The sequence below is a fragment of the Streptomyces sp. ISL-1 genome, from assembly GCF_018614585.1.
GTDB lineage: Bacteria > Actinomycetota > Actinomycetes > Streptomycetales > Streptomycetaceae > Streptomyces > Streptomyces maoxianensis.
On the sequence record NZ_JAGGOI010000023.1, the window covers coordinates 190385 to 215706 of the forward strand.

At 69.0% G+C, this 25322-nt stretch carries 23 protein-coding genes, 2 tRNA genes and 3 pseudogenes; 10 read left to right on the forward strand and 18 right to left on the reverse strand.

The features are described 5' to 3' along the window. Window positions 1-53 precede the first annotated feature (53 nt). Entirely contained in the window at window positions 54-1487 is a 1434-nt protein-coding gene (locus J7E87_RS17610; RefSeq protein ID WP_215094965.1) for a M1 family metallopeptidase, read from the reverse strand. Between the two features lie 148 nt (window positions 1488-1635). On the opposite strand from J7E87_RS17610, the gene J7E87_RS17615 reads away from it, so the two are divergent. After that, a complete protein-coding gene (locus J7E87_RS17615; protein ID WP_215094967.1) occupies window positions 1636-2133 on the forward strand; it encodes a hypothetical protein in 498 nt (165 codons plus the stop codon). Between the two features lie 99 nt (window positions 2134-2232). Continuing rightward, the gene (locus J7E87_RS17620) at window positions 2233-3258 is read left to right on the forward strand and encodes a zinc-binding dehydrogenase (RefSeq protein ID WP_215094969.1); all 1026 of its coding nucleotides are present in this window, start codon (window positions 2233-2235) and stop codon (window positions 3256-3258) included. Between the two features lie 86 nt (window positions 3259-3344). On the opposite strand, the gene J7E87_RS17625 is transcribed toward J7E87_RS17620, so the two are convergent. Both J7E87_RS17625 and J7E87_RS36485 read right to left on the reverse strand, forming a co-directional pair. After that, window positions 3345-3848, reverse strand: coding sequence for a GNAT family N-acetyltransferase (locus tag J7E87_RS17625; protein WP_215094971.1), 504 nt, complete (start codon window positions 3846-3848; stop codon window positions 3345-3347). Window positions 3849-3852: 4 nt separating this feature from the next. Then, window positions 3853-4170, reverse strand: coding sequence for an aminoglycoside phosphotransferase family protein (locus J7E87_RS36485; protein ID WP_215094973.1), 318 nt, complete (start codon window positions 4168-4170; stop codon window positions 3853-3855). A gap of 19 nt (window positions 4171-4189) precedes the next feature. On the opposite strand from J7E87_RS36485, the gene J7E87_RS17635 reads away from it, so the two are divergent. Beyond that, window positions 4190-5587, forward strand: coding sequence for an FAD-binding oxidoreductase (locus tag J7E87_RS17635; RefSeq protein ID WP_215094975.1), 1398 nt, complete (start codon window positions 4190-4192; stop codon window positions 5585-5587). Window positions 5588-5597: 10 nt separating this feature from the next. Here the strand turns inward: J7E87_RS17635 and J7E87_RS17640 are convergent. Continuing rightward, window positions 5598-5915, reverse strand: a pseudogene (locus tag J7E87_RS17640) (TerD family protein); the annotation flags it as partial. Between the two features lie 66 nt (window positions 5916-5981). Between J7E87_RS17640 and J7E87_RS17645 the strand changes: the two are divergent. Continuing rightward, the gene (locus tag J7E87_RS17645) at window positions 5982-6722 is read left to right on the forward strand and encodes a peptidase E (RefSeq protein WP_215094977.1); all 741 of its coding nucleotides are present in this window, start codon (window positions 5982-5984) and stop codon (window positions 6720-6722) included. 56 nt (window positions 6723-6778) lie between these two features. Here J7E87_RS17645 and J7E87_RS17650 read toward each other — a convergent pair whose 3' ends face one another. Further along, window positions 6779-7999 (reverse strand): FG-GAP-like repeat-containing protein, encoded by a 1221-nt coding sequence (locus tag J7E87_RS17650; RefSeq protein WP_215094980.1) that lies wholly within the window; start codon window positions 7997-7999, stop codon window positions 6779-6781. A gap of 177 nt (window positions 8000-8176) precedes the next feature. Further along, window positions 8177-8656 carry an HIT family protein gene (locus J7E87_RS17655; RefSeq protein WP_215094982.1) on the reverse strand — a complete coding sequence of 160 codons (480 nt, stop codon included), beginning with the start codon at window positions 8654-8656 and terminating at the stop codon, window positions 8177-8179. Between the two features lie 69 nt (window positions 8657-8725). On the opposite strand from J7E87_RS17655, the pseudogene J7E87_RS36490 reads away from it, so the two are divergent. After that, window positions 8726-8812, forward strand: a pseudogene (locus J7E87_RS36490) (hypothetical protein); the annotation flags it as partial. 123 nt (window positions 8813-8935) lie between these two features. Here J7E87_RS36490 and J7E87_RS17665 read toward each other — a convergent pair. Then, window positions 8936-10027: a protein kinase family protein gene (locus J7E87_RS17665; protein WP_215094984.1), complete on the reverse strand. Its 1092-nt coding sequence runs from the start codon at window positions 10025-10027 to the stop codon at window positions 8936-8938. Window positions 10028-10397: 370 nt separating this feature from the next. Here J7E87_RS17665 and J7E87_RS17670 point away from each other — a divergent pair. After that, window positions 10398-10836, forward strand: a pseudogene (locus J7E87_RS17670) (tyrosine-type recombinase/integrase); the annotation flags it as partial. Between the two features lie 68 nt (window positions 10837-10904). Here the strand turns inward: J7E87_RS17670 and J7E87_RS17675 are convergent. Together J7E87_RS17675 and J7E87_RS17680 are read right to left on the reverse strand one after the other, a co-directional pair. Further along, a tRNA-Tyr gene (locus J7E87_RS17675) sits at window positions 10905-11015 on the reverse strand. Window positions 11016-11175: 160 nt separating this feature from the next. After that, entirely contained in the window at window positions 11176-12048 is an 873-nt protein-coding gene (locus tag J7E87_RS17680) for a hypothetical protein (protein WP_215094986.1), read from the reverse strand. Between the two features lie 954 nt (window positions 12049-13002). On the opposite strand from J7E87_RS17680, the gene J7E87_RS17685 reads away from it, so the two are divergent. Continuing rightward, window positions 13003-13923, forward strand: coding sequence for an MBL fold metallo-hydrolase (locus tag J7E87_RS17685; protein WP_215094988.1), 921 nt, complete (start codon window positions 13003-13005; stop codon window positions 13921-13923). Window positions 13924-13972: 49 nt separating this feature from the next. Here the strand turns inward: J7E87_RS17685 and J7E87_RS17690 are convergent, their stop codons facing one another. The 4 genes from J7E87_RS17690 to J7E87_RS17705 all read right to left on the reverse strand — a co-directional run bounded on the left by J7E87_RS17690 (window position 13973) and on the right by J7E87_RS17705 (window position 16827). Then, window positions 13973-14434, reverse strand: coding sequence for a PPC domain-containing DNA-binding protein (locus J7E87_RS17690; protein ID WP_215094990.1), 462 nt, complete (start codon window positions 14432-14434; stop codon window positions 13973-13975). A gap of 28 nt (window positions 14435-14462) precedes the next feature. After that, entirely contained in the window at window positions 14463-15443 is a 981-nt protein-coding gene (locus J7E87_RS17695) for an asparaginase (RefSeq protein WP_215094992.1), read from the reverse strand. A 35-nt stretch (window positions 15444-15478) separates the two neighbouring features. Next, window positions 15479-16561: a transcriptional regulator, XRE family protein gene (locus tag J7E87_RS17700; protein WP_215094994.1), complete on the reverse strand. Its 1083-nt coding sequence runs from the start codon at window positions 16559-16561 to the stop codon at window positions 15479-15481. Between the two features lie 189 nt (window positions 16562-16750). Next, window positions 16751-16827, reverse strand: a tRNA-Thr gene (locus J7E87_RS17705). Between the two features lie 176 nt (window positions 16828-17003). Here J7E87_RS17705 and J7E87_RS17710 point away from each other — a divergent pair. The 3 genes from J7E87_RS17710 to J7E87_RS17720 all read left to right on the forward strand — a co-directional run bounded on the left by J7E87_RS17710 (window position 17004) and on the right by J7E87_RS17720 (window position 19537). Then, a complete protein-coding gene (locus tag J7E87_RS17710; RefSeq protein ID WP_215095208.1) occupies window positions 17004-18140 on the forward strand; it encodes an ABC transporter ATP-binding protein in 1137 nt (378 codons plus the stop codon). A 201-nt stretch (window positions 18141-18341) separates the two neighbouring features. Continuing rightward, window positions 18342-18764 (forward strand): hypothetical protein, encoded by a 423-nt coding sequence (locus J7E87_RS17715; RefSeq protein WP_215094996.1) that lies wholly within the window; start codon window positions 18342-18344, stop codon window positions 18762-18764. 50 nt (window positions 18765-18814) lie between these two features. Beyond that, on the forward strand, window positions 18815-19537 hold the full coding sequence (locus J7E87_RS17720; RefSeq protein WP_215094998.1) for a nucleotidyltransferase family protein: 723 nt from the start codon (window positions 18815-18817) through the stop codon (window positions 19535-19537). 94 nt (window positions 19538-19631) lie between these two features. Here the strand turns inward: J7E87_RS17720 and J7E87_RS17725 are convergent, their stop codons facing one another. The 5 genes from J7E87_RS17725 to ispD all read right to left on the reverse strand — a co-directional run bounded on the left by J7E87_RS17725 (window position 19632) and on the right by ispD (window position 25275). Beyond that, window positions 19632-21293 carry a DoxX family protein gene (locus J7E87_RS17725; RefSeq protein ID WP_215095000.1) on the reverse strand — a complete coding sequence of 554 codons (1662 nt, stop codon included), beginning with the start codon at window positions 21291-21293 and terminating at the stop codon, window positions 19632-19634. 141 nt (window positions 21294-21434) lie between these two features. Continuing rightward, window positions 21435-22385, reverse strand: coding sequence for a 23S rRNA (guanosine(2251)-2'-O)-methyltransferase RlmB (gene rlmB, locus J7E87_RS17730; protein WP_215095002.1), 951 nt, complete (start codon window positions 22383-22385; stop codon window positions 21435-21437). Between the two features lie 119 nt (window positions 22386-22504). Then, window positions 22505-23905 (reverse strand): cysteine--tRNA ligase, encoded by a 1401-nt coding sequence (gene cysS, locus J7E87_RS17735; protein WP_215095004.1) that lies wholly within the window; start codon window positions 23903-23905, stop codon window positions 22505-22507. A 148-nt stretch (window positions 23906-24053) separates the two neighbouring features. Further along, on the reverse strand, window positions 24054-24539 hold the full coding sequence (gene ispF, locus J7E87_RS17740) for a 2-C-methyl-D-erythritol 2,4-cyclodiphosphate synthase (protein WP_215095006.1): 486 nt from the start codon (window positions 24537-24539) through the stop codon (window positions 24054-24056). Beyond that, window positions 24529-25275, reverse strand: coding sequence for a 2-C-methyl-D-erythritol 4-phosphate cytidylyltransferase (gene ispD / locus J7E87_RS17745; protein ID WP_215095008.1), 747 nt, complete (start codon window positions 25273-25275; stop codon window positions 24529-24531). Before ispD ends, ispF begins: the two co-directional genes overlap by 11 nt. Window positions 25276-25322 lie beyond the last annotated feature (47 nt).

Consider the following 25322-nt stretch of genomic DNA (forward strand, 5'->3'; position numbering starts at 1 on the left):
GCGGCCGGGGGCTCCCTGCTCTCCGCCCGCTCTCCGCCTGCCCGCCCGCTCCGCTACGGCCGCGCCGGCTTCTTGTCGCCGTACAGCCAGGTGCCCCACAGCTTCTCCAGGTCCATGCCGGACTGCTCCTCCACGTACGCGGTGAAGTCGGCGGTCGAGGCATTGCCGTGCCGGTGCGCCTTCGCCCAGCCCTCCAGGATCCTGTAGAAGGAATCCTCGCCGACCGCCTGGCGGATCTTGTGGATGACCATCGCTCCGCGCCCGTACACCGGCTGGCCTGAGACCTCGGCCGCGGAGGGCGGATCGGCAGGCGGGAAGGCCCAGTTTTTCTCGTTGTCGAAGGCCTCCTCGAAGCTCTCCTGGGCCGGGGTGTCCTCGAAGTCCTCGGCCCAGATCCACTCCGCGTACGTGGCGAGGCCCTCGTTGAGCCACATGTCCTTCCAGGACTCGGGCGTCACGGAGTTGCCGTACCACTGGTGCGCGATCTCGTGGACAAGCGTCTCGACGTCGAATTCTCCCGCCGGGAAGACGGGCCTGGTCTGGGTCTCCAGGGCGTACCCGACCTCGTCCGTCGGGACGACGATCGCGCCGATGGAGGAGAAGGGGTAGGGGCCGAAGTTCTCCTTCGCCCACTTCATGATCTCGGGGATACGGGCGAGCAGCTGCGCGCTCTCGCCGGCCACAGCCGGGTCGACGGCGGTGTGGACGTCCAGGCCGGAGGACGTGCGAGAGCGCTCCACCTTGTACTCGCCGATGGCGAGCGTGGCGAGGTAACTGGCCATCGGCTCCTTCGACTTCCAGGCGAAGGTGGTGCGGCCGCCGGTGGTGTGCTCGCTCTTCAACTCCCCGTTGGAGATGGCCTTCAGCCGCTCGGGGACGGTGACGGTGATGTCGTACGCGGCCTTGTCACTCGGGTGGTTGTTGCTGGGGAACCAGGTCATCGACCCGGTGGGCTCGCCGACCGCGAGCGTGCCGTCCGCGGTCTTCAGCCAGCCCTCCACGTCGCCTTCCTCCTCGTCGCCGACCTCCCCGCCGCTGCCCTGGTTGATGATCTCCTGCGGCTCCCCGGAGTAGCGGACGACGGTGCGGAAGGTCTTGCCCTTCTCGATGTCGCGGTGCGGGCGCAGCGTCAGCTCGTCACCCGCGTGGTTGGCGGCGGCCCTCTTGCCGTCGACGGTGGCGCTGTCGACGGTCAGCTTGTGGAGGTCGAGATTGAAGGCGCTCAGGTCCTGGGTGGCACGGGCGGTGATCTCGGCGGTGCCCTCGATGCGGCCCGTCTCCGGCTCGTAGGCGAGATTGAGGGCGTAGTGCTGGACGTCGTAACCGCCGTTGCCGAGACCGCCGAAGAGCGGATCGCGTACGCCTGATGCGCCCGGCTTGCCGTGCACGGCCGCCCCGCCGTCGGTGCATCCCGCGAGGAGAAGCAGGGCGACGGCGGGCGTCAGGGTGCGTAGCGCCAGATTGCGTACGAGAGTTCGCTGATCCACACAGTTGATCCTATGGGTGCGGGTATCGGAGCCGCGGGCCCATATCCGGCCGATCCCCGGATCTACGGATCTACGGCGCCCAGGGCCGGCGATGCCCGGCGGGGCAGCCGGACTCGGAGTGGGGCGCCCCCCGTGACACCATCACCCCGTGCTCGACATCGGCTACTCCCTCTCCCGTCGCTTCCCCGACCCCCCGCAGACCGACTACCGCCGCGCGGACGTCCAGGCCCTGCGGCACGACCTGTTCTGCGGGGACGTCTATCTCGCCGACACCAAAGAGGACCGCGAGGTCTCCACAGCCTGGGGATGGGTGCCGGTGCTCGACTTCGCCTGGGCGCTGTGCGACATCGTCGAGCGGATCGACCGCGACCCGCTCGGCAGCCGCGCCGCCAAACCCCAGCACGCCGAGCTGGACTTCACCGAGTCCGCCGACCGGATGCTCTTCGAGCGTCGCTTCGGCTGGGTCGATGTCGAGGCCGACTGGATGCCGGGCGACGAACCACCCCTGACTTTCAGCCACACCGAGCTGCGCCGCGAGGCCCGCGACTTCCTGCACGATCTGATCGCGGATCTGTCCGACATGCACGAGGGGCTCGAAGACAACCCAGTCGTATGGGACCTCCAGGCCCGTTTTCCGCGCCTCTAAGTGTATTGACCCGCAGCGTCCCGAGGCTGTTGACCTCAAGCGGGCTTGAGGTTGGAGGGTGTTCCCGAAGAGCCACGAGTCAGCTCAGAGGAGCCCGTCATGCACGCCATCCGCCTCCACACCTTCGGCCCCGCCGAGAACCTTCACCACGAGCGGACCGATGCCCCGCTACCCGGCCCCGGCCAGGTGCGGATCGCCGTCGCCGCGGCCGGCGTCCATCTCCTCGACACCGCCCTGCGCGAAGGCATGACCGGCCCCTACCCGGCCCCCGTCGAGCTGCCCACCATTCCCGGTCGCGAGGTCGCGGGCGTGGTCGAGTCGCTCGGCGAAGGCACCGATCCGGGCTGGCTCGGCAAGCGGGTCGTGGTCCACCTCGGCATGGCGCCCGGAGGCTACGCGGAGCTCGCCGTCGCCGCGGCCGCCAAGTTGCACGAGATCCCGGGCACCCTCGACGAGGCCGAGGCCGTCGCAATGATCGGGACGGGCCGTACGACGATGGGCATCCTGCAGTTCACCGAGCTCGGCCCCGACGACATCGCGATCGTCCCGGCCGCGGCCGGCGGCATCGGCACACTGCTCGTGCAGTACGCGAAGAACGCCGGCGCCCTCGTCATCGGCCTCGCGGGCGGCCCCGCCAAGGTCTCCCGGGTCCTCGAGAACGGCGCCGACCTGGCCGTCGACTACTCCCAGGAATCCGTCGGGGAGATCCCGGGCAGCCCGAGCTGGCCCGACCAGGTCCGCGCCCACCTCGGCGAGCGGCGCGCGACCGTCGTGTTCGACTCGGTGGGCGGGGCGACCGCCCGCGCCGCAGTCGACCTCCTCGGCAAGGGCGGCAAGCACATCGTCTTCGGCTGGTCGGGCACGGGCCTGCACGACGGTGAGCCGCTGACCTACACGGACGAGGAGCTGGCGGAGCGCGGCATCACCTCCGAGAGCGTGCTCGGCCCGGTGATGATCCAGAAGGCGGGCGGCGACATACGCGCACTGGAAGAGCGCTCCCTCGCCGAGGCCGCATCGGGCCGGCTGCGCCCCGCCGTGCAGCGCTTCCCGCTCGCCGAGGCGGCCGCGGCCCACCGCGCACTGGAGAGCCGGGGCACGATGGGCAAGGTCGTCCTCGTCCCCTGAGCCCAAGAACCGAGTGGCGCAAGAACCGAGCGAGCCTGAGAACCGACCGGCGCAAGACCGACCGGCCCTAAGAACCGACCGGCGCCCTAAGAACCAAGCGGCCCAAGAACCGAGCGAGCCTGAGAACCGAGTTCGGTGAGCACCTCGTCGGTCAGCCGGTAGACCGTCCACTCGTCCTGCGGCTTCGCTCCCAGTGCGCGGTAGAAGTCGATCGACGGGGTGTTCCAGTTCAGTACGGACCACTCCAGGCGCTCGTAGCCGCGCTCCACACAGATCCGCGCCAGCTCTACCAGCAGCGCCTTGCCGTATCCGCCGCCGCGCAGCCCCGGCCGTACGTACAGATCCTCCAAAAAGATGCCGTGCACCCCACGCCACGTCGAGAAATTGAGGAACCAGAGCGAGAAGCCCGCGACCTCCCCGTCCGCCGTCTCCGCGATATGCGCGAAGGCGGCGGGCCGATCGCCGAACAGCGCCTCGTGCAGCTGCTCCTCGCTCGCTCTGGCCTCTTCCAGGGCCTTCTCGTACTCGGCGAGTTCGCGGATCATGCGGTGGATCTCGGGGACATCAGCGGGTGTGGCGTGACGAATCATGCGGTCAGCCTGCCTGCCGCCCCGCCCGCTGTGCGAGCAGTATCCGACCGATGGACACCTGCTCCGCCGCGAGTTTGAGGGCGGCGGGCGTACCGTCCGGGCGCTCCGCCGGCAGGACGAGCGCGCACCAGCCGTGCATGGGGCGACCGGTCTGCCGCAGCTCCCAGCGCTCCAGGAAGTCGGCGGCCCGCTGCGGCAGCGCGGCGATGAACTCCCGGCCCGCGTCGCCCCCGTACTTGAACTGCGTGGCCGCCGGCTCTTCCGGTGATCCCGGCGCTGACGAGGCCGAACGCGGGGGCCGTCCGTCGTCGCATCGCGGCACTGCCGGTAGCCTCCCGCCCATGAGCAGGAGCACCGTCAACGGCGGAATATCGTTCTGGTACGCGCAGGAGGGCACCCCCGTTCCCCGGGAGCCCCTCCCCGGTGACGCCACCGCGGACATCTGCATCGTCGGCGGCGGATACACCGGTCTGTGGACGGCGTACTACCTCAAGAAGGCCGTGCCCTTCCTGAACATCACGGTCCTCGAGGGCAAGTTCTGCGGCTACGGCGCCTCCGGCCGCAACGGCGGCTGGCTCTACAACGGGGTCGCCGGCCGCGACCGCTACGCCAGGCTCCACGGCCACGACGCCGCCGTGCGCCTCCAGCAGGCCATGAACGACACCGTCGACGAGGTGGTGCGCGTCGCCGCGGAAGAGGGCGTCGACGCCGACATTCACCAGGGCGGCGTACTCGAAGTCGCCTATACCCCGGCCCAGTTGACCCGCCTCAAGGCCTTCCACGCCGTCGAGATCGCCTTCGGCGAGAAGGACCGCGTACTGCTCGGCGCCCGCGAGACCGCCGAGCGCGTACGCGTCACCGGAGCCGTCGCCTCCACCTGGACCCCGCACGGCGCCCGCCTGCACCCCGTGAAGCTCGTCAAGGGCCTGGCGGCGGCCGTCGAAGCACTGGGCGTCACCATCCACGAGTCGACGCCCGTCACGGAGATCAAGCCCAAGCACGCCATCACGCCGTACGGCACGGTCCGCGCCCCGTACATCCTGCGCTGCACCGAGGGCTTCACCGCGAGCCTCAAGGGCCAAAAGCGCGACTGGCTCCCCATGAACTCCTCCATGATCGCGACGGAACCACTCCCCCCGTCCGTCTGGGACACAATCGGCTGGGACGGTCGCGAGGCCCTCGGCGACATGGCTCACGCCTACATGTACGCGCAGCGCACCGCGGACGACCGCATCGCCCTGGGCGGCCGGGGCGTCCCGTACCGCTTCGGCTCGAAGACCGACAACGACGGCCGCACCCAGCCCGCCACCATCGAAGCGCTGCGCGAGATCCTGATCCGCCTCTTCCCGACCACCGCGGGCGTCCGCATCGACCACGCCTGGTCGGGCGTCCTCGGCGTCCCCCGCGACTGGTGCGCCACGGTCACCCTGGACCGCTCCACCGGCCTCGGCTGGGCGGGCGGCTACGTCGGCTCCGGCGTGGCCACCACCAACCTCGCGGCCCGGACCCTGCGCGACCTGATCCAGCAGGACTCGGGCCAGGCGGGCGGCACCGAACTCACCTCGCTGCCCTGGGTGAACCACAAGGTCCGCAAGTGGGAGCCGGAGCCGCTGCGCTGGCTGGGCGTGCACGGCATGTACGCGGCCTACCGCGCGGCGGACCGCCGGGAGGCGGGCGCGCGCACGGTGGAGACGGACCGCATCGCGCGGGTGGCGGACAAAATCGCGGGCCGCCACTAAGCCCTACCTGCTGGTCCGGCAGCGCGTCGAACGAGACCCGGATCGCCGCCTTGTCACCACTGGCGGCGGTCACCGCGCGCACGGAACCGTCAGGCGTACGCGTGTTGTTGAAGAAGACGAAGTGGTCGTCGCTGAGCACCCGGCCGCCGTGGCAGACGAGCGCGCACACGTCCATCGCCACGCTGCCGGCCCACGTCATACCCAGCACGTTGAAGTCACCGGCATCGTCCGCCTCCGACAGCGGGTCCGGAACCGACGCTCCCGTGCCCGCACCAAGCCGCCCGCGCAGACCGTAGCGCCCCAGCAGATCGACCGGCTCGGTGCCGGTGGGGCGCATGGGAGGGCGAGTGCCAGTGAGATCACTGTGTGGTTCGGCTGGGTAGGGTCCCGAGGCATGACTGCCTCAGAGCCGACCATCCTCGCCACCTCGGGTGGTCACCGCGTCGGGGACCGCACAATGGTGGCCTTCGACGCTCTCGTGCACCATGCCGTCGACCTGTCCGGGGTTGATGGACGTCGGCCCCGGGTTATGTACGTCGGTACGGCAATCGGCGACGCCGAGCACTTCACTGCACGCATGAGCGAGGCCGCTCGAGTCGCAGGATTCGACCTGACCCCGCTGCATCTCTTCCCCATGCCGAACCTTGAGGACGTCGAGGGCGCCGTGCTCGATCAGGACGTCGTCTGGGTGATGGGCGGCTCGGTTGCGAACCTGTTGGCGGTGTGGCGGGTCCACGGGCTCGACGCCATCTTCCGTCGCGCTTGGGAGACAGGTGTCGTGCTCAGCGGTGTCAGTGCGGGGTCGATCTGTTGGTTCCAGGGCGGCACCACCGACTCCTTCGGCCCCGAACTACGGCCGCTCACCGACGCACTCGGCTTCCTGCCCTACGGGAACGGTGTCCACTACGACAGCGACAAGGGGCGGCGTCCACTGGTGCACCAGCTCGTCGCGGACGGCACCTTGCCCACCACACACTGCACCGACGACGGGGTCGGCCTCGTCTACCGGGGAACCGAACTCGTTGAAGTTGTCGCGGAAGTGGCGGGTAAGGGTGCCTATCTCGTTGCGCGCGACGGCGACTCGGCCGTCGAAGAACGCATGGAACCGCGCCTGCTGCCGCGACAGCGGAGCTAGAAGCGGCAACACATGCGAAAGGACCTCCGCCCGGAAGCGGAGGCCCTTTCTCTCGATCAGAAGAAGCCGTTCAGGTTCCACCAGTCGGTGGCCGTCTCCTCGCGCGAGTCCAGCGCGCCGTTGCCGCGGCCCGGGTACACGAGCTGGCAGCCGACGCCTCGGCAGCCTTCGCCGACATAGCTGCTCTTGGTGGTGGTGACGAGGTCGGCACGGCCATCGCCGGTGACATCGCCCAGGCCCAGGAACGAGTCCATGCCGTTCCAGCCGCCGTTGCCGATCAGCACACGGGACCCGAGGGCCCCGGCCTTGCCCGGGTACAGCCACAGCTCACCGGTGGAGGCCTTGCGGGCGATCAGGTCCGCACGGCCGTCACCGTTCATGTCGCCCGCCCCCACCAGGGCGCTCATGCCGGTCCAGCCGCTGCTGCCGATGAGCTTGCGGGCACCGAGGGCGCCGACGCCGGTGCCGGGGTACAGCCAGAGCTTGCCCGTGGCCTTCTCGACGGCCAGCATGTCCGAGCGGCCGTCACCGGAGAGGTCACCGTAGGCGACGATCCGGCTCATGGCGTTCCAGCCGCCGTTGCCCATGAGCTTGGGCGCACCGAGGCTGCCGGTGCCGGCGCCCGGGTACAGCCACAGCTTCCCGGTGGACGCCTCGCGGGCGATCACGTCCTCGCGGCCGTCACCGCTGAAGTCGCCGTGGCGGACGAGGACGTTCATGGCGTTCCAGCCACTGTTGCCGACCAGCTGCCCGGTGCCGTCGCCGCGAAGGAACCACAGCCGGCCCGCTTTGTCCCGGACGAGGACGTCGGCCCGGAGGTCGGCGTTCAGGTCACCGAAGCCCGCCGCCTGGGGCGCGGTCGCGGCGTACCACTCCGGGTAGGCCGGGAGGAAGCACTCCCGCTCGGTGGCGACGAAGCTCACCGAGCTGACGGTGCGGTGGGAGTAGCCCCACTCGGTACCCGCGGGGTCGGGGTCCCAGATGGAGACGCCGCCGTTCCGGCTGTAGTTCGTGTCTTCGTGCAGGCACGCGAACTTGGACGTGCGGTTCACGACGGACTGGAACGTGTTGTCCCAGGTCCCCAGCGTCGCCTTGTTCGCGTTCGTCTTGAACATGGTGCCCGTGCCGTTGTCGGTCTTCCAGGCACAGAAATAGCCCGACGGGCAGTCGCTGATCGCGGCCTGTGCGGGCGCCGCGCCCGCACCGAGGAGCCCGAGCGAGGTGAGCCCCAGCGTCGTGGCCATCGTGGCCAGGCGCCGAAGCAGTGATACGCGCATTTCTTCCCTCCCTGACGCGGCGCGGAGAGACGCTCGACGCGCCGCGGGAGGAAGATACCTCGCCGACGTGATCACTCCGTCGCGCGCGTCGCCACTTCGTGCGGCAGGCCCGGTTCCACGAACGGATCATGGTCGTAGGGCGGGAACACGGCACGAGAACCCGTGATCACTCCGCCGTCAGTGCACCGAGCGCAGTTGGTCCAATTCGCGGCCGATCGCCTCGCGCAGCAGGTCGTGCTGGGAGCCGAGTGCGAACTGCCCGTCGCTCCATCTGTCTCGGGGATAGAGCCACACCGGCCCACTCACCAGGTCGGACGGCTCCCACTGGAATCGCGGCCACACGTGCGCATGCAGGAACCCGTCGGTGTTGCCCAGGATTTCCAGATTGACCCGGCGGAAGGCAGTGTCCAAACGGCGGCAGGCCTGCTCGACTGCTTCTCCAAGCCGGTCCATATCGGACAGGAAGGCCAGCCGCTTGTCCCTGGGCAGATCCGACAGTCTCTCTACCTCCGGATCATCCACCAGGAGCACCGAGTAGCCCGGCAGGAACTGCACATCACCGATCACTGCGAACCCCGCGTCCAAGCGCCGCACGACAGTGGGGTTTTCACCTCGCAGAGCACTCCCGATCCGGTCCATCCGCCAGTCGTCAACCATGGCCAGAACCTACCTGGCCGCGATCATCCGGCGGGCGGCCGACAGCTCGGGGACCTGCGCCCGTCCGACATTTCCCCAGTCCAGAAAAACGACTTCAAGAACCTCAACGATGCTCACGGCCACGCCGCCGGAGACGCGGCCCTCACCGGCACGGCCGCCCCCCTCGCCAACTGGTGCGGCCGAACCGGAACTGCGGGCCGCCTCGGTGGAGACGAACCGTTGGCTGAACTAAAGGAAGAGTTTTCGCAGGTCAGTGTGAGACTGGCCCTCAGGGGTCCGTCAGCCGACGGACGAGCTGTACATACGGCCGATTCGGCGGATCTCCTCCAGCGGGTATGGGGTCCGCCTGCTCTGGCGTTGGAACTTGCGGTTGAAGTCCGACATCACCGCGGCGAGCGGTGCGTACCGGGCGAGGATCCCCGCGGCCTCCTCCGGGATTCCCGTCGGGCGCTTGCCCTCCGCGTAGGCGCGCACCAGCGCGTAGCGGCCCTCCTGGTCCTCCCTCTGGTACCCGTACAGGGCAGTGACCAGCCAGTTCACCAGATACGTGACGGTGTAGCAGCGGTCGTAGGTCTGATGCCGCTCGAAGAAGTCGGCCTCGTCCTGCGACAGTTCGAACCGGGAGGAGATGGCGAGGCCGTAGTCCGCGAAGTAGAGGCGCTCGCCGTCGGTCAGGATGTTCTCGAAGTGCGCGTCGAAGTGCAGGAGCCCGCGGCTGTTCATGAACGAGGTGCCGGTTTCCAGGTTCTTCTCCACCATGGCGCATGCGCGGTCGGCCGCCTCGTCCCCCGCTTCGACCTGAGTGCCCAGCCACTGGTGCAGATTCCGCGGGATGTACTCCAGGAACAGCGCGACGCTCGCTGAGGACTTCTGGAGAGCCTCGATGCGAGTGCGCACCTGCGATTCGCCTCCCCAGTAGGCGACGGCCCGTTCCACGTCGGCCAGTTCCTCGGGCAGGGGCGTCGAGTCCGGCAGCACCCGCCAGTGGTACATCAGAGGGAAGCCCGCGTACTGCCCGGCGAGCACCCAGTTCGTCGTCATGATGTGCACGGCGAGCTCTCTCCAGGCCCCGAAGCCCGGCCCGCCGATGCCGCCGATTCCGTACTGGCACAAGACCGGCAGGTCGAACAGGTTCGCCGTGGACCGGACGTGCTCCGGTTGCCTCTCCAGATCCGTGAGGGGCACCCGCTTCACGAAAACCGGGGTTCCGGCGATCTCCAGCAGGGCCGACTTTCCGCCGATGCCGGAACCGATCGGCGCGGCTGCGTCCACGAGTTGGCCGAGGGTGCGATCGCTGTGCAGGGCCAGGGCTGTGGAAACGGCGCCATGGGCGGTGAGACGCGCACTGTGCGACATGTCAGGGAACTTCATTGCTGCCTCCACCTGGGCACCGACCTCGATCCTGCGGGCTGCGCACTCCCGCCAAGCGCGGCCACGCTCGACACGTAGCTCTGTGGATTGGCACCCAGAGTGGGGTGAGGGCGTCCAGGATCCGTGCGTGATGACAGACCTGAACACCCTCTTGACCGCATTTTACGTAAAGTTCGACGACGGGATCGGGGGAACGCGATGCCTCGGGCAGACCCCTTCTTGCTCCAAAGACTTGGACTCGTCTGCCTGGCCGTGGCCCAAGCACTTCTCGGCTACCGACTCGTCTGGTTCAGAGAAGAGTTCGTCGCCGTCACTCGAAGCACCGACCGCGCTACGAACCTCGACGGCCTCGCCCGCGCCCTCAACGAGCCGCCGCGGTGTCCTCTACAGCGACGAGACCAAGGGGCTTCGTGCCCGCGCCGTACCGCTGCCATGTTTATCGCTTCCCTGCGCCGGCACCGGATGCGGCAGAGCGCGGTGTACGAGGGCGCCGGGATCGACTGGATCGGCACGGGCTACGTCTTCACGACGCGGACCGACCGACCGATCGAACCGCGCAACCTGCACCGCTCCTTCGTCCGCGTCAGCGAAGCGGCGGCCTTCGGGTCGTCCAGCTGCACGATGTCCGCCACGGGTGCGCGACTCTGCTCACGGCCGCCGGCATCGCTCCCCGTGTGGTGATGGAGATCCTTGGGCACAGTCAGATCAGTCTCGCCATGGACGTCTGCACGCATGTGGTGCAGGACACACAGCGCGAGGCCATCAGTCACACGGACCGGCTGCTCAAGCGCCGCCCGCGCCCTGCGTGACCACAGCCGTTGATGTCGGATCCGGATGTCAAAGACCCCCAGCCTTGATTGGCTGGGGGTCCTTTCGCTGGAGCCTCCTGTCGGGTTCGAACCGACGACCCCCGCTTTACAAGCGAGGTGGGGCGATCACGGGCGTGACCTGCGGGATGCCGATCTCGGTGGATGCTGGCCGCTGCCCCTGCCGGTCACTGGAGTTCCCCGTGATTCCCCGCCTGATCTGGCGCGGTTGTGGCACGGGTGCTGAGTCACCCGATCAGTTGCCGAGTTGAGAGGCTCAGTGTGACGGCCTGCCGACAGACCGGCAGGCCGTCACAGAGTCCATCGGGCCGTGGGCGCTGCCTACGGCGCGACCCACTCCGCCTGGAGCTGCGGAGCAACGACTTTGCCTCCAAACACGGCGAGCGACGAGGCGTTGCTTCCGGTGGTCTGCGCGGCGCTGAGGGAGATCACGTCACCGGCATTCAGCTGAACAATCGTGGACACCTCCTGCGAATTTCCAAAAGCGTCACTGATGTCTGCGGTGTCCTGCTCGTCGTAGGCGAAGGGACTGCCGTTGACCTCGATGTGTAGGCTACGGAACGCCTCCGCAGTCGGAGTGTAGCTCCAGAGAAGCCTTCCCTTGAGGAGGTAGCGCCCGGCAGTGTTGACCACCAGAGTGTCGGACGCGTCATCGAACATCGTGTCCGTGTCGTAGTCGGCGCCGTCGAAAGCGATTTGGGTGGAGACGTCGGTCGGGATGGTCTGGCTGCTACTGGCGAAGATACTCGCGCCGACATTGACCGTGGGCCCGGTCGCCCCCGTCGCCCCGGTCGCCCCGGTCGCCCCGGTCGCCCCGGTCGCCCCGGTCGCCCCGGTCGCCCCCGTCGCCCCCGTCGCCCCCGTCGCCCCCGTCGCCCCCGTCGCGCCGGTTGCACCCGTCGCGCCGGTCGGACCAGCGGGACCGGTGGCACCCGTCGCGCCGGTCGGGCCCGTCCCTCCTCTGCAACGGTCCCTGTCGCCGACGATCGACACGCCCTTGCACTTATCGTCTCCGCCGCCCGGGCCGCTCGACGCGCTCACGCGTTCGCCCATGCTCTGAGCCGCGGCCGCGACCGGACTGGCCACCCCGGCCGCCAGGACCAGCGCGAGCGAGACGATCGTGCCGCGGGCCTTCCACTTGTCTCGACGGGGTACAGGTCCCAGCGGGGACCTTGTCCTGTTGTCAGGACTCATGCACTTACTCCCTGTTTCACTCAACTTGTCCGAACCAGGGGTGAGCTTGACCCAAGTGCAGCCGGTCGATCCTCCCGCTCGATAAGAACGCGCTGATTGTCAGCAGATCGGCGTAATCGACACATTCAGATGGGGCGCCTTTCGTTCACTGATGCGCACTCGGGGGCGGGCGGCCAATCGGGCTGAGCGTCCAACTTCGTGAGGTCGGCGGAGGGGCTTTGGCCGGTGTCCTGCCCGGTTTGGGGTCGGGCATGATCAGGGGGCCGTACGCTTGCCGGCTACTCGGGCAGGCTTCACCTCTGCCCGCAATGTGTCCGAGTGGCCCCCTGGTCTTGCTCGACGCGGGACCCGAATCGGGGAGTGTGGGTAAAGCCGTGGAGTCGACCGTCCCCACCCCCGGCCTGGTTCTTTTCGCCCCCTTGTGGGCGCGGGCGGGCGACGACGTGCGGCCCCGGTGGCGTAGACATGGAGGGGCAAGCGCGGCGGCGTCCGGCCGGCGCCGCCGCACTCCGTGCGGCACCTCTGACCTCGTGTCAGACAACATCGCTGTTCAGGAGGCCGGGAACGCAGACGCCCCAAGCGTCAACTGTGGTGTTCTCCCGAGCTTCCGCCTGCTCTCCGATGCTCTGGGCCTGGTGTCTGTGCAGCCTTCTGGGGCTACTCGGGCGTATGGCGGGCGAGGGCAGAGCCGGGCCCGTTATAGCTGTGCTGCGTGACGGCGGCTGGGCTGGCAATGATCTGACTCGCTGACCGAACCCCGGTCGGGCAGCGAGCGAAGCGAGCACTTGATAGGCGTAGGGAAACTCTGTCCGCGGACGAGCTCTGAGAAGAAGTCCGGGCCTCGCGGCGGCTCACCAGCGCGTGCTGACCGGGCTTCGCAGAATGGACCGTTTGTGAGAGGGCACACGAGGTCCGGAGGTGGCACTCCTGTCCCTGGGGTCCGAGGATGCTCGTATGAAGGTGCCGATCGGTCGCCCGAGTCTGCGGCCCTACCTGCCTTACCAGCAGCGCACTGCAGCGCACCGTGAGGGGCTGAGCGCTCACTTCTTGGGCACCAGTTCAGTACTGCTCTCGGACGGGCAGACCTCGGTGCTCAGCGACGGGTTCGTCACCCGCCCGGGGATGCTGCGAGTGGGCGTGGGCAAGATCGCCCCGAACCGCGCGCTGGTCCGTGCCGCCATCGAGCGGCTGCGGGTGGACACCCTCGCCGCTGTGGTGTGCGCGCATTCCCACTACGACCACGCCCTCGACGCACCGGTGTGGGCGCTGGAGACCGGCGCCGAACTGGTCGGGTCGGAGTCCACCGCCAACATCGGCCGCGGCCTGGGGGTCCCCGAGTCGTCGTTGCGGGTGGTCGGCGACGGCGACACAGTCACCTACGGCAGCTTCACGCTGACCTTCCTGGACTCCGTGCACAGCCCGGGCGACCACTACCCCGGTACCGTCGACCAGCCCTTGGTCCCGCCGGCCCGCGCCGGTGCCTGGAAGACCGGCACCGCCTACTCCGTGCTCGTCACCCACCCCCACGGCCGCGTGCTGCTGCAAGCCAGCGCCAACTACCGGCCCGGCGCGCTGCGCGGTCACCACGCCGACGTCATCTACCTGGGCGTCGGCATGCTGGGCAAACAGCCCGCCGAGTTCCTTCACACCTATTGGGACGAGGTCGTGGCCGCGACCGGGGCCAGGCGGGTCATCCTGGTGCACTGGGACGACTTCTTCTTCGGCCTGGACCGGCCACTGCGCCCCATGCCCTACCTGCTCGACGACCTCGACACCACCATGAGCCGACTGCTGCCCCTGGCCCGCCGTGACGGCGTCGACGTCGTTCTGCCCGTTTCCTGGCAACCCAGCGCCCCCCTCAACGGTCTTGCGTGAACCGTCAAGGCTCAACTGAACCTAGACAGGCTGCGGCAGCGTGTGCAGCTCATGCACCGAAGGTCAGCAGCGGGACGTTGTAAAGGTCCGGATTCTGCGGACGGGTCATGACCGGTGAGATCACCTCGACCACGAGCATCTCGACCAGGAATTGCACCTGGGCGCTGAGCAGATGACTCGTGTGCCCGTTGGCTGAGCGGGCCTTCTCTCCGAGTGACGTATGGATGTGCGGCAGCGCGGTGTCCGTCTCGGCGTCGTACGCGAGAGTTCCGCATCCCATCGCCTCGACCCCGGCCAAGTGGACCTTGCTCCACACTGGGGCCTCTGGGTCTTCCAACTTCTCGCACGCGCCGACGATCTCGGCCTCGGCGAAGCCCGCGATGAACATGGGGATGTATCCGTGCCGAACGCCGTTGCTGCGGCAGAACTCGGCGAGCGTGGGAAAGAAGTCGTCGCCGTGGTCGAACGCCACCCCGAAGGTTCGGCCGGTGGTCAACTCGTAGCTGCGCAAGACAGTCCTCTCGGGATGTGGTCCTGGGTCAGTGGATGCGGCTGAGATGCTCTGCGATTTCGCTGCGATCGGCACCGTGCATCAACAGGAGCTGGAGAAGAATCCGCGCCTTGATCGGCCCGAGAGTGTTGGCCGCGAGGAGCCCATGGGCAAGCAGATCGGCTTCCGATCCGGGGAACCCGTATGTATCGGTCAGGACAGGTCCGGCCCCGGTGCGCGTCGCCAGGATCACCGGCATTTCCTTGGCAAGGTCTGCCAGCGCATCGACGCACCCCATAGGAACGTGCCCGGCGCCGAACGCCGCAACAACCAAGCCATCGACCTGCGCTCCGATGGCACGCAGTACGACCCCATCATCTCCGAGTCCGATCAGCGCCACCGCGGTCCGGGCATCGTTGCTGAGTTGCTGGCGCGGGATCTTCGGCTCTTCGGTCGGCCGGCTCCAGATCCGTACTCGGTCCTCGGCTACGTAGCCAATCGGTCCCGGGTAGGACGTGAACGCCGTAGGGCTGGTGGCGTGGGCCTTGCGTACCCAACGGGCGGCGTGGATCTCCTCGCCGAACACGACCACTGCCCCTGTCCCCCGGGCCTCGATGCTGGCAGCGACACGGACGGCAGCAAGCACATTGGCCGGCCCGTCTGCGCCCGCCATGCTCGCGTTGCGCATCGCCCCTGTGACCACGATCGGCATCTCGGCTGAGTACACGAGGTCGATCAGGTACGAGGTCTCTTCGATGGTGTCCGTGCCCTGCGTGATCACCACGCCGTCCACATCGAGCGCTTCGATTTCCTCGACGAGATCGAGTAGGTCGTGGAAGGCCAGTGATGCACCGGGCAGTCGTCGGAAGTCGTGGACCTCGAGCACGACACCGGTCTCGGCGAGACCTGGTACGGCTGCCACGAGATCACCGGCTGAGAGCGTCGGGGTCGCACCGCCCGCATCCTGCGAGGTCATCGCGATGGTGCCACCGAGTGAGAACACTGCAACGCGTCGACGCGTGTCCGTCATCTGAGCCTTCCCCTTTCTGGTTTGCGGCTTGCAGGCTAGCTGTCGATCGGCAGTGCACCGACGTACGAACAGGCCGCATCGAGGCCGGCTGCTGATACGAGTCGGCTTCGGGACTGGATCAGGCCCGATGTCCCGTACTTACCGAGCTGGGCGCATCGATGGATCAGCCAGGCCCAAGGAAGATCGAGGTAGTGCGCCAGGGCGCGCAGACGTTCCGCTGCCGTTGGCGCCTCGATGATCGAATCTGCTGCAACATCGCCTGCGGCATTGGTGAATGCGCGGACGATCGATGTCCGTCCGGTCACGTCGACATGCCACATGCCGTCGCCTCGAACCCAGTTGGCGATGATCGCCTCCTTGTTGGGCGAGACGACGAACCCTTCGACGGCTTCGTATGACGCGTCCGTGGTGAACTGCGCATGGATGCCGAGGGACTCTATGAGCGCCACAGCCAGGAAGAGCAAGATCCGCTCATGTCGGGGTGAAGCTTGAACGATGGCCTCGGGCACGCAGAACGCTCGCGTGCTCGGCCCTCCGAGTGTCTGGGTCGTCGCTTGAAGGTACGGGTACTTGTGATCGAAGATCAGCCACGCACTGGCTTCTTCGCCGCGCTGCTCTCGGGTCCAGAACGCCGGTAGCTCCGGCAGGTCGGGCAACGCCTTGAGGATGTGGCGCGCGCAGAAGTCCGATCCGAGCCACATGTGGGCAACGGAGTTGAGTCCCGGCGCGGCTTCCCGGCTTACGGCTGACGAGGACAGACGGTCGTAGCGTTCGAGATCGGTCCGCGTCTCGGCCAAGTCCTGATCGTCTGCCTGCAATGCGTCGTCGTAGTTGGAGACAGCCCAGAGGATGCCGTAGGTCAGATCGTCCAGCTCGTAGGCAAGGGGTGCAGTGACCTCTTGAATGCCTGCGGTGCGGCTCAGGCGCCCTCGGGCGTTTCGGCCGTCGAGCAGATAGAACTGGGGCGAATCGTCGTTGCCCGCGGCTCCAATGAGCAGGCCACGTCCCGGTCGGTCCAAGAAGCTGCCGGCGCGGCGTTGGTCGGGGATGGAGACGAGTGCCCGGCCGCCATCGATCCGAGCGGGGTGCAGTTGCAGAGGAATGTTGGCACCGAGCATCGAACGTCCCCCCGGCATGAGGGCAGTCCAGTCAACTCCGAAGTCGGGCACTGGGCGGGAGAGCCGCAGGTCGGGCCAGTTCGAAGGCACCGACTGACCGCAACAAAGTCCTGGAGAATGGCGAAGGGCCAGCCCGAGAGGATCACTCCTCTGAGCTGGCCCTTACTGCGTCGTGGATCACATCCACTGTGGAGCCTCCTGTCGGGTTCGAACCGACGACCCCCGCTTTACAAGAGCGGTGCTCTGGCCAGCTGAGCTAAGGAGGCAGCGGTAGCAGTGTAACCAACCCCCGCACCGCCCCGGTCGAATATTTCGTCGCCCCGCACCTACTGACAGACCGGACAACGCCAGGTAGCGTCACGGCAGGTTCACACCTGTGGACTACACCACTCCCTTACTCGGATCGTCCGGCACGTTCCTGCCGGTGAAGGAGAAGATCACCATGGCCACTGTCACCTTCGACAAGGCGACACGCATCTACCCGGGCTCCGAGAAGCCCGCCGTCGATCAGCTCGAGATCGAGACCGAGGACGGCGAATTCCTCGTCCTCGTCGGCCCCTCCGGCTGCGGCAAGTCGACCTCCCTGCGCATGCTCGCCGGTCTCGAGGACGTCAACGCCGGCTCCATCCGCATCGGCGACCGCGACGTCACACATCTGCCGCCCAAGGACCGGGACATCGCCATGGTGTTCCAGAACTACGCGCTCTACCCGCACATGTCCGTAGCCGACAACATGGGCTTCGCCCTCAAGATCGCCGGCATCAACAAGAGCGAGATCCGCAAGAAGGTCGAAGAGGCCGCGAAGATCCTCGACCTCAGCGAGTACCTGGACCGCAAGCCCAAGGCGCTCTCCGGCGGTCAGCGCCAGCGCGTCGCCATGGGCCGCGCCATCGTGCGTGAGCCGCAGGTCTTCCTCATGGACGAGCCGCTGTCGAACCTCGACGCCAAGCTCCGCGTCTCCACCCGCACGCAGATCGCGAGCCTGCAGCGCCGCCTCGGCATCACCACGGTGTACGTCACGCACGACCAGGTCGAGGCCATGACCATGGGCGACCGGGTGGCCGTCCTCAAGGACGGGCTGCTCCAGCAGGTCGACTCGCCGCGCAACATGTACGACCGCCCGGCCAACCTCTTCGTCGCCGGCTTCATCGGCTCCCCGGCCATGAACCTCGTCGAGGTCCCGATCACCGACGGCGGCGTGAAGTTCGGCAACAGCGTCGTCCCGGTCTCCCGCGCCGCCCTGACCGCCGCCGCCGACAGGGGCGACTCCACCGTCACGGTCGGCGTCCGCCCCGAGCACTTCGACGTGGTCGAGCTGGGCGGGTCCGCCGCCAAGTCCCTCGTCAAGGACTCCGAGGACGCCCCGGCCGGCCTCGCCGTCTCGGTGAACGTCGTGGAGGAGCTCGGCGCCGACGGCTACGTGTATGGCTCCGCCCAGGTCGGCGGCGAGCACAAGGACCTCGTCGTCCGCGTCGGCGGCCGTTCCGTCCCGGACAAGGGCGCCGAGCTGCACGTCGTGCCCCGGCCGGGCGAGATCCACGTCTTCGCGACCTCGACGGGCGAGCGCCTCAGCGACTGACACTCCCCGATTCCACGGAACGGCCTCGCACTTCCCTGCGGGGCCGTTTTCCGTATGTCGACAAATACCCCGGCAGATCGGTCATTTCGCGGTCATTTCGATCCCGTACGTCAACACCCGATTCGAAAAGCATTGTCGAACCATCCCCCGGCCGGGTGACTAAATGTCGCCAAATCATTACTGCCCGCTACGCTCGCTCGCGTGACCCACACAGCCCGCCGAATCGGCCGCTCTCTCGCCCTCGTTCTGCCCGTCGTCCTGGTGCTCTCCGGAACCCTCGCGGTCACCAGCGTCCCGTGGGCAGGGCGGACCACCGAGTCGCAGATGCTCACCGCCTCGTCGGAGAACGTCTCCGTCCGCGCCAAGTCCCGCGCCCCGCAGGACGTTCTGCGCGACCAGCTCCTCACCGAACTCCAGGAGAAGGACGCGGGCACCGCCCTCACCCACCTCCAGCGCGCGGTCGAGGAGCGCCCCTCGCTCGCCAGGCACTGCATCACGATCGCCCGCGCGCTCGGACGCGCCGCCGTGGACCGGTACGGCCCCACCCGCGCCCAGACCTTCTCCCGCCCCGTCTGCGACACGTCCTTCGCCTCCGGCGTCTCCCAGCAGGCCCAGGGCAGCTGACAGGGGAGCTGCCCGGCAGATCCCGGCCCGCGCGGCATATCGTTCACGGCATGCATACGCCTACGTATCCGACGCAGGCCGTGGTCCTGGCGGGCGGCCAGGGCTCGCGGCTGCGCCCGTACACCGACGACCGCCCCAAGCCGATGGTCGAGATCCCGGGGACCGGGACCCCGATCATCGGCCATCAGCTTGCCTGGCTGGCCGCCGAGGGCGTGACCGACGCCGTCGTCTCCTGCGGTCATCTCGCCGAGGTCCTCCAGGAGTGGCTCCAGAGCGCCGACCTGCCGCTGCGGGTCACCACCGTCGTCGAGACGGAGCCGCTCGGCCGCGGTGGCGGCCTCAAGTACGCCGCCACCAGCCTCCCGCACCCGGACCAGCCCTGGTACGCCACCAACGGCGACATCTGGACCCGCTTCTCGCTGCGCGACATGGCCGCCTTCCACGCCGAGCGGGACGCCATAGCCACCCTCGCCATGGCCCGCCCCCGGATCCCCTGGGGAGCCGTCGAGACGGACGCCTTCGGCCACATCACGGACTTCATCGAGTCCCCGCCGTCGCCGTATCTCATCAATGCGGGTGTGTACGTCTTCTCCCCGGCCTTCGCCGCGCTGCTGCCCGACCGGGGCGACCACGAGCGCACCACCTTCCCCCGTCTCGCCCGCGAGCGCCGACTGGCCGGCTTCCCGCTGCCGAACGGCGCGTACTGGCGGGCGATCGACACCGCCAAGGACCTCACCGAGGCCGCCAAGGAGCTTGCCGCGCAGACAGGTTGACGGCTTCACCGGCTTCACCGGCTCACAGCGAGCACGCCGAAGGGGCGGCCACCGCACACCGCGGTGACCGCCCCTTCCCGTTGCTTACTCAGCCTCAGCCGAGCAGGCCGCCGATCACCCGGCCGCCGCCCGAACCGCCGTTGGCACCCCCGCCGGAGCCGCCCGAGCCACCGCCCGAGCCGCCTCCCGAGCCACCGCTCGACCCACCGCCCGAGGTGCCGCCCGAGACGCCACCACTGCCCGTACCGCCGCTTGACGAGGGGCCGGAGCTGCTGGACGGCGGCTGGACCGGCTGCGACTGTCCGGGCGGCTGCTGGCCCGTGCCCTGCGTCTCGCTGGGCTGTCCGCCGGCCTGGCCGCTCTCGCGGACCGTGTCCTCGGAGGGCGTAAGGTCCTCCTCCCGCGGGCTGTCGGAACGGGTCGCGGACGGCGACGGGCTGTCGTCCTCGCCGCGGGTGCCCGAGGAGCTGCGTTCGCCGCTGGGCTCCTGCGGCAGCGGCGACCCGGGAAGGTGGTTGGTCGGGTCCTGGTCCGGCCCGGGGACGGTCACCATGTCCGTGGAGCGCACCGCCCCGCCGAGCATCGAGCCGATCAGCAGCGTGAGGCCGACCACGACGGCGGCGACGACGCTGCCGCGCCGCAGTACGCGCCGCCGCAGATCCCACAGCTCCGAACGCGGCCCGAGCTTGCGCCAGGCCTCGCCGGCGAGCCGCCCGTCGATCGAGTAGACCGGGGCGCCCGCGATGATCAGCGGGGACCAGGCGGCGAGATAGATGATGTCGGGCGCGTCGTACGCCGGCACGGTCTTCCAGCTCACCGTGAGGATCAGCGCCGCCGACAGCAGCGCGCCGATGACCGCGGCCACCCGCTGCCAGAGCCCGAGGACCGTGAGCACACCGACGACGACCTGGAGGAAGGCGACGCTGAGGCCGGCGCCCACCGGGTGGGACAGCGCGAAGTCACGCAGCGGCTCGGCGAGCGCCCACGGGTGCAGGGAGTTCAGCCACTTCATCATCGAGCCGCGCTCGCCGCCGTCGAAGTAGACGGGGTCGCAGAGCTTGCCCATCCCGGCGTAGATGGAGATGAAGCCGAGGAACACCCGCAGCGGCAGCACCACCACTCCGAGGTTCATCCGCCGCCCGGGGTAGTAGGCGTGGCGCACGCCCCCCGCGTCAGCCGCTGATGCTCCCGCGGCGACGCGCCGATGCCTGTGCGTCTCGCCGTCGGCACGCTCGGGACTGCCGGTCCGCTCAAAGCTGTCGGTCCGCTCGAAGGCCGCGGTCCGCTCGAAGCCGGCGGTCCGCTCCGACTCCTCGTCCTCGTACGGCTGCTGGCCGTAGGAGTGGTACGAGTCGTACGCGCCGACCGCCTTCCGCATCGGCGGCAGCAGCGGCCGGTTCCGGTCACGGTGCGAGCCTGGCGAGTCGTACCCCCCGACGCCCGGCGTCTGCGCGGTGTCGGCGTCCAGGTCGAGCCGCGGGATGACCTGCGTGGCGCCGGTGTCGTAGGGGTCGTGCTCCGCGGTGGAGTTGCGCACGGCCTGCAGCAGGCCGGTCGCCCCGGCGTCACCGGGCGCCGACTTCCCGCTCCACACGACGGGCGCCCGCCGCCTCATCCCCGTCCCGGCTCCGCCGAGGACAGGAATCCGTGCGGTGTCCGCCAGGGCACGTGCGGGGCGCGCTCTTTGGGCGAGCTGCACCCGGAAGCTGGCATGGTTCACGATGACCTGCGCGGGATCGCAGTCCACCTTGACCATGCTCAGCGCAGGCTGATCATCAAACCCGGGCCGGGGCGTTCTGGTGTCCACACTCATCTAACCGAGTGACTTGTGATTAGGACACTGCCCTGACTGGCCCAATCTGTCCGAGACCCGTCAAGCCCTCCCAAGGCGCCTATTTCAGACCCGGCGCTTGGCCGCCTCGTACAGCACGACACCTGCGGCGACGCCCGCGTTCAGGGACTCCGCGCCGCCCCGCATGGGGATCCGGACGAGGTAGTCGCACGTCTCGCCGACCAGGCGGGACAGGCCCTTGCCCTCACTGCCGACGACGATCACGACCGGGCCGCCCAGCGCCTCGAGGTCACCGACCTCGTGGTCGCCGTCCGCCGCGAGGCCGACCACGGTGAGGCCCGCCTTCTGGTACGACTCCAGCGCCCGCGTCAGATTGGTCGCGCGGGCGACCGGGGTGCGTGCCGCCGTGCCGGCCGAGCTCTTCCAGGCGCCGGCCGTCATGCCCGCCGCCCGGCGCTCGGGGACGACCACGCCGTGGCCGCCGAAGGCCGACACCGACCGCACGACCGCACCCAGATTGCGCGGGTCGGTCACACCGTCGAGCGCGACGATCAGCGGGTCCTCGTGGTTGTCGAAGGCCGCGGCCACGAGGTCCTCGTGGTGCGCGTACTCGTACGGCGGGACCTGGAGCACCAGGCCCTGGTGGTTGAGCCCGTTCGTCATCCGGTCGAGCTCGGGGCGCGGCGCCTCCATGATGTGGATGTTGCCGCGTCCGGTGGCGAGCTGGAGCGCCTCGCGCACCCGCTCGTCGTTGTCGATGAACTGCTGGACGTAGAGCATGGAGGCGGGCACGCCGTCGCGCAGCGCCTCGAAGACGGGGTTACGGCCGACGACCATCTCGGACGTGCCCTTGCCGCCGCGCCGGGCCACGGTTCGGCGCGCGGTCTGCTTGGCCTGGGCGTTGGCGACGCGGTTCTTCTTGTGTCCCTTACGGGCGGAAGCGGGCGGCGTCGGGCCCTTGCCCTCGAGACCACGGCGTCGCTGGCCACCGCTGCCGACCTGCGCGCCCTTCTTGTTGGACGTGCGGCGGTTCCTGCGCTGGCTGTTCCCGGCCATGACTACCTGTTTCCTGAAGCTTCGAATGCGTATGTATGTAAGAAAGTGTGCCCTCCCGCGAGCCGGGGGGCGGCCCTTAGCCGTCCCGGGGAGCCCCCGGACCCCCCGGCTGTCGCCGGTCAGCGGGGTCCGAGGGTCCAGCGCGGACCGTCAGGACCGTCCTCGATGACCAGGCCCGACTGCTGGAGCTGGTCGCGGATGGCGTCGGCGGTCGCCCAGTCCTTGCGGGCGCGGGCCGCCTCGCGCTGCTGCAGCACGAGCCGGACCAGGGTGTCGACGACGCCGTGGAGGTCGTCGTCGCGGTCGGCCTCGGCCGCCCAGTGCTCGTCCAGCGGGTCCAGGCCGAGGACGCCGAGCATGGCCCGCACCTCGGCGAGCCGGGCGACGGCGGCTTCCTTGTCGTCGGCGGCCAGTGCGGAGTTCCCCTGGCGGACCGTGGTGTGGACGATGGCGAGCGCCTGCGGGACGCCCAGGTCGTCGTCCATCGCCTCGGCGAAGGCGGGCGGCACCTCGGGCGCGGCGTCGACCGGCCCCCCGGCCTTCTCGACGACGCGCTGGATGAAGCCCTCGATCCGCGCGAACGCGGACTCGGCCTCGCGCAGGGCCTCCTCGCTGTACTCGATCATCGAGCGGTAGTGCGGCGTACCGAGGTAGTAGCGCAGGACGATGGGCCGCCAGCGCTTGACCATCTCGGAGACGAGCACGGAATTGCCGAGCGACTTCGACATCTTCTCGCCGCTCATCGTGACCCAGGCGTTGTGCACCCAGTACTTCGCGAATTCGTCGCCGAAGGCCTTGGCCTGGGCGATCTCGTTCTCGTGGTGCGGGAAGATCAGGTCGATCCCGCCGCCGTGGATGTCGAAGGCCTCGCCCAGGTACTTGTGCGCCATCGCCGAGCACTCGAGGTGCCAGCCGGGACGGCCGCGGCCCCAGGGGGTCTCCCAGCTCGGCTCGCCGGGCTTGGCCGCCTTCCACATGGCGAAGTCGCGCTGGTCGCGCTTGCCGGTCTCGCCCTCGCCCTCGGGCTGCAGCAGGTTGTCCAGCTCCTGGTTGGACAACTGCAGATAACCCTCGAAGGAGCGCACGTCGAAGTAGACGTTGCCGTCGGCCTCGTAGGCGTGCCCGCGCTCGATGAGGCCGCGCATCATCTCGACCATCTCGGGGATGTGGCCGGTGGCGCGGGGTTCGTATGTGGGCGGCAGGCAGGCGAGAGCGTCATAGCCTTCGTTGAAGGCGCGCTCGTTCTCGTACCCGATCGACCACCAGGGACGATTCTGCTCCCCCGACTTCGCGATGATCTTGTCGTCGATGTCGGTCACATTGCGGATGAAGGTCACGTCATAGCCGCGGTACTGGAACCAGCGGCGCATGATGTCGAAGTTCAGGTAGGACCTGACGTGTCCGATGTGCGGAGCGGCCTGCACCGTGGCGCCGCACAGGTAGATCGAGACACAACCCGGAACCAGCGGGGTGAAGTCACGGATCTGCCGGGCGCTGGTGTCGTGCAGGCGAATAGTCACGCATCAAGGGTAGTGGCCCGATGCCAGTGCCCCGCGCCCCTTCTGCGCCGCGGGGACAACTTTGTGACTGTCCCCGACCGGAATACGAGTGGGGCCCGACTCGCCCCGTCCACAACTCGCCCCTCGCACCGGGCATTTCACGCCAGTTTCAGCCTGCGGTACGAAAGACCAGTGCCGTCGCGATCGCGGCCAGTCCCTCGGCGCGACCGGTCAGCCCCAGCCCGTCCGTCGTGGTGCCCGACACGGAGACAGGCGCGCCGACCGCCTCGCTCAGCGCCTTCTGGGCCTCGTCACGCCGCTTGCCGATCTTCGGGCGTACGCCGATGACCTGCACGGCGACATTGCCGATCTCGAAGCCCTCGGCCCGTACGATCCGCGCCGCCTCGGTGAGCAGCGTGACACCGGAGGCACCGGACCACTCGGGGCGATCCGTGCCGAAGTGGGCGCCGAGGTCGCCGACGCCGGCCGCGGAGAAGAGCGCGTCGCACGCGGCGTGGGCGGCCACATCGCCGTCGGAGTGCCCGGCGAGCCCGTCCTCCCCCTCCCACAGCAGTCCGGCGCACCAGAGCTCGCGCCCCGCCTCGAAAGCATGGACGTCGGTCCCGATGCCGGTCTGGGGCAGCTTAAAAACCATCGTTGGCCCTCCTGCGGGCGAGAACCGCCTCGGCGAGTACGAGATCGAGGGGGCGGGTCACCTTGAACGCCTCCTCATGGCCGGGCACGACCACGACGCGCTCGCCGAGCTGCTCGACCATGCCGGCGTCGTCCGTCGCACCCTCGCCGTTCAGCGCGACCGTCTCGTGCGCGCGCACGAGCGTGTCCCGGTCGAAGCCCTGCGGGGTCTGTACGGCGCGCAGCCGGGCCCGCTGGGGCGTGGCGACGACCGGCTCGGGCGCGCCCTTCTCGCCCGGCTCGACCTCCTTGACGGTGTCCGCGAGCGGCAGCGCGGGCACGACGGCCGGGGCCCCGTCCCGTACGGCCTCGATGACGGCGTCAACGGTGTCGACGGGCACCAGCGGGCGGGCGGCGTCATGAACGAGGACGACGCCGATGTCGTCCGGGAGCGCGTCGAGCCCGAGGCGTACGGACTCCTGGCGGGTGTCACCGCCCGGCACGACGAGGTAGTCGGTCCTCTGCGGCAGGGCGTGCTCGTCGAGGAGGTTCTTGACCTCGGGTGCGCCCTCGGGCGGGGCCACCACGACGACGAGCGACACGGCTCGGGATGCGGCCATGGCGCGCACCGCGTGGATGAGCATGGGCGTGCCGTTCAGCGTACGGAGCGCTTTGGGGGCACCGGGGCCGAGCCGTACTCCCCGGCCGGCCGCCGGGATCACCGCTGCGGTGCGGTACGGGCGCGATTCGTCTGACATCGGTTGCACTCCGGCAGGTTTGTTTCCTCGGCCGACATGGGTATGGC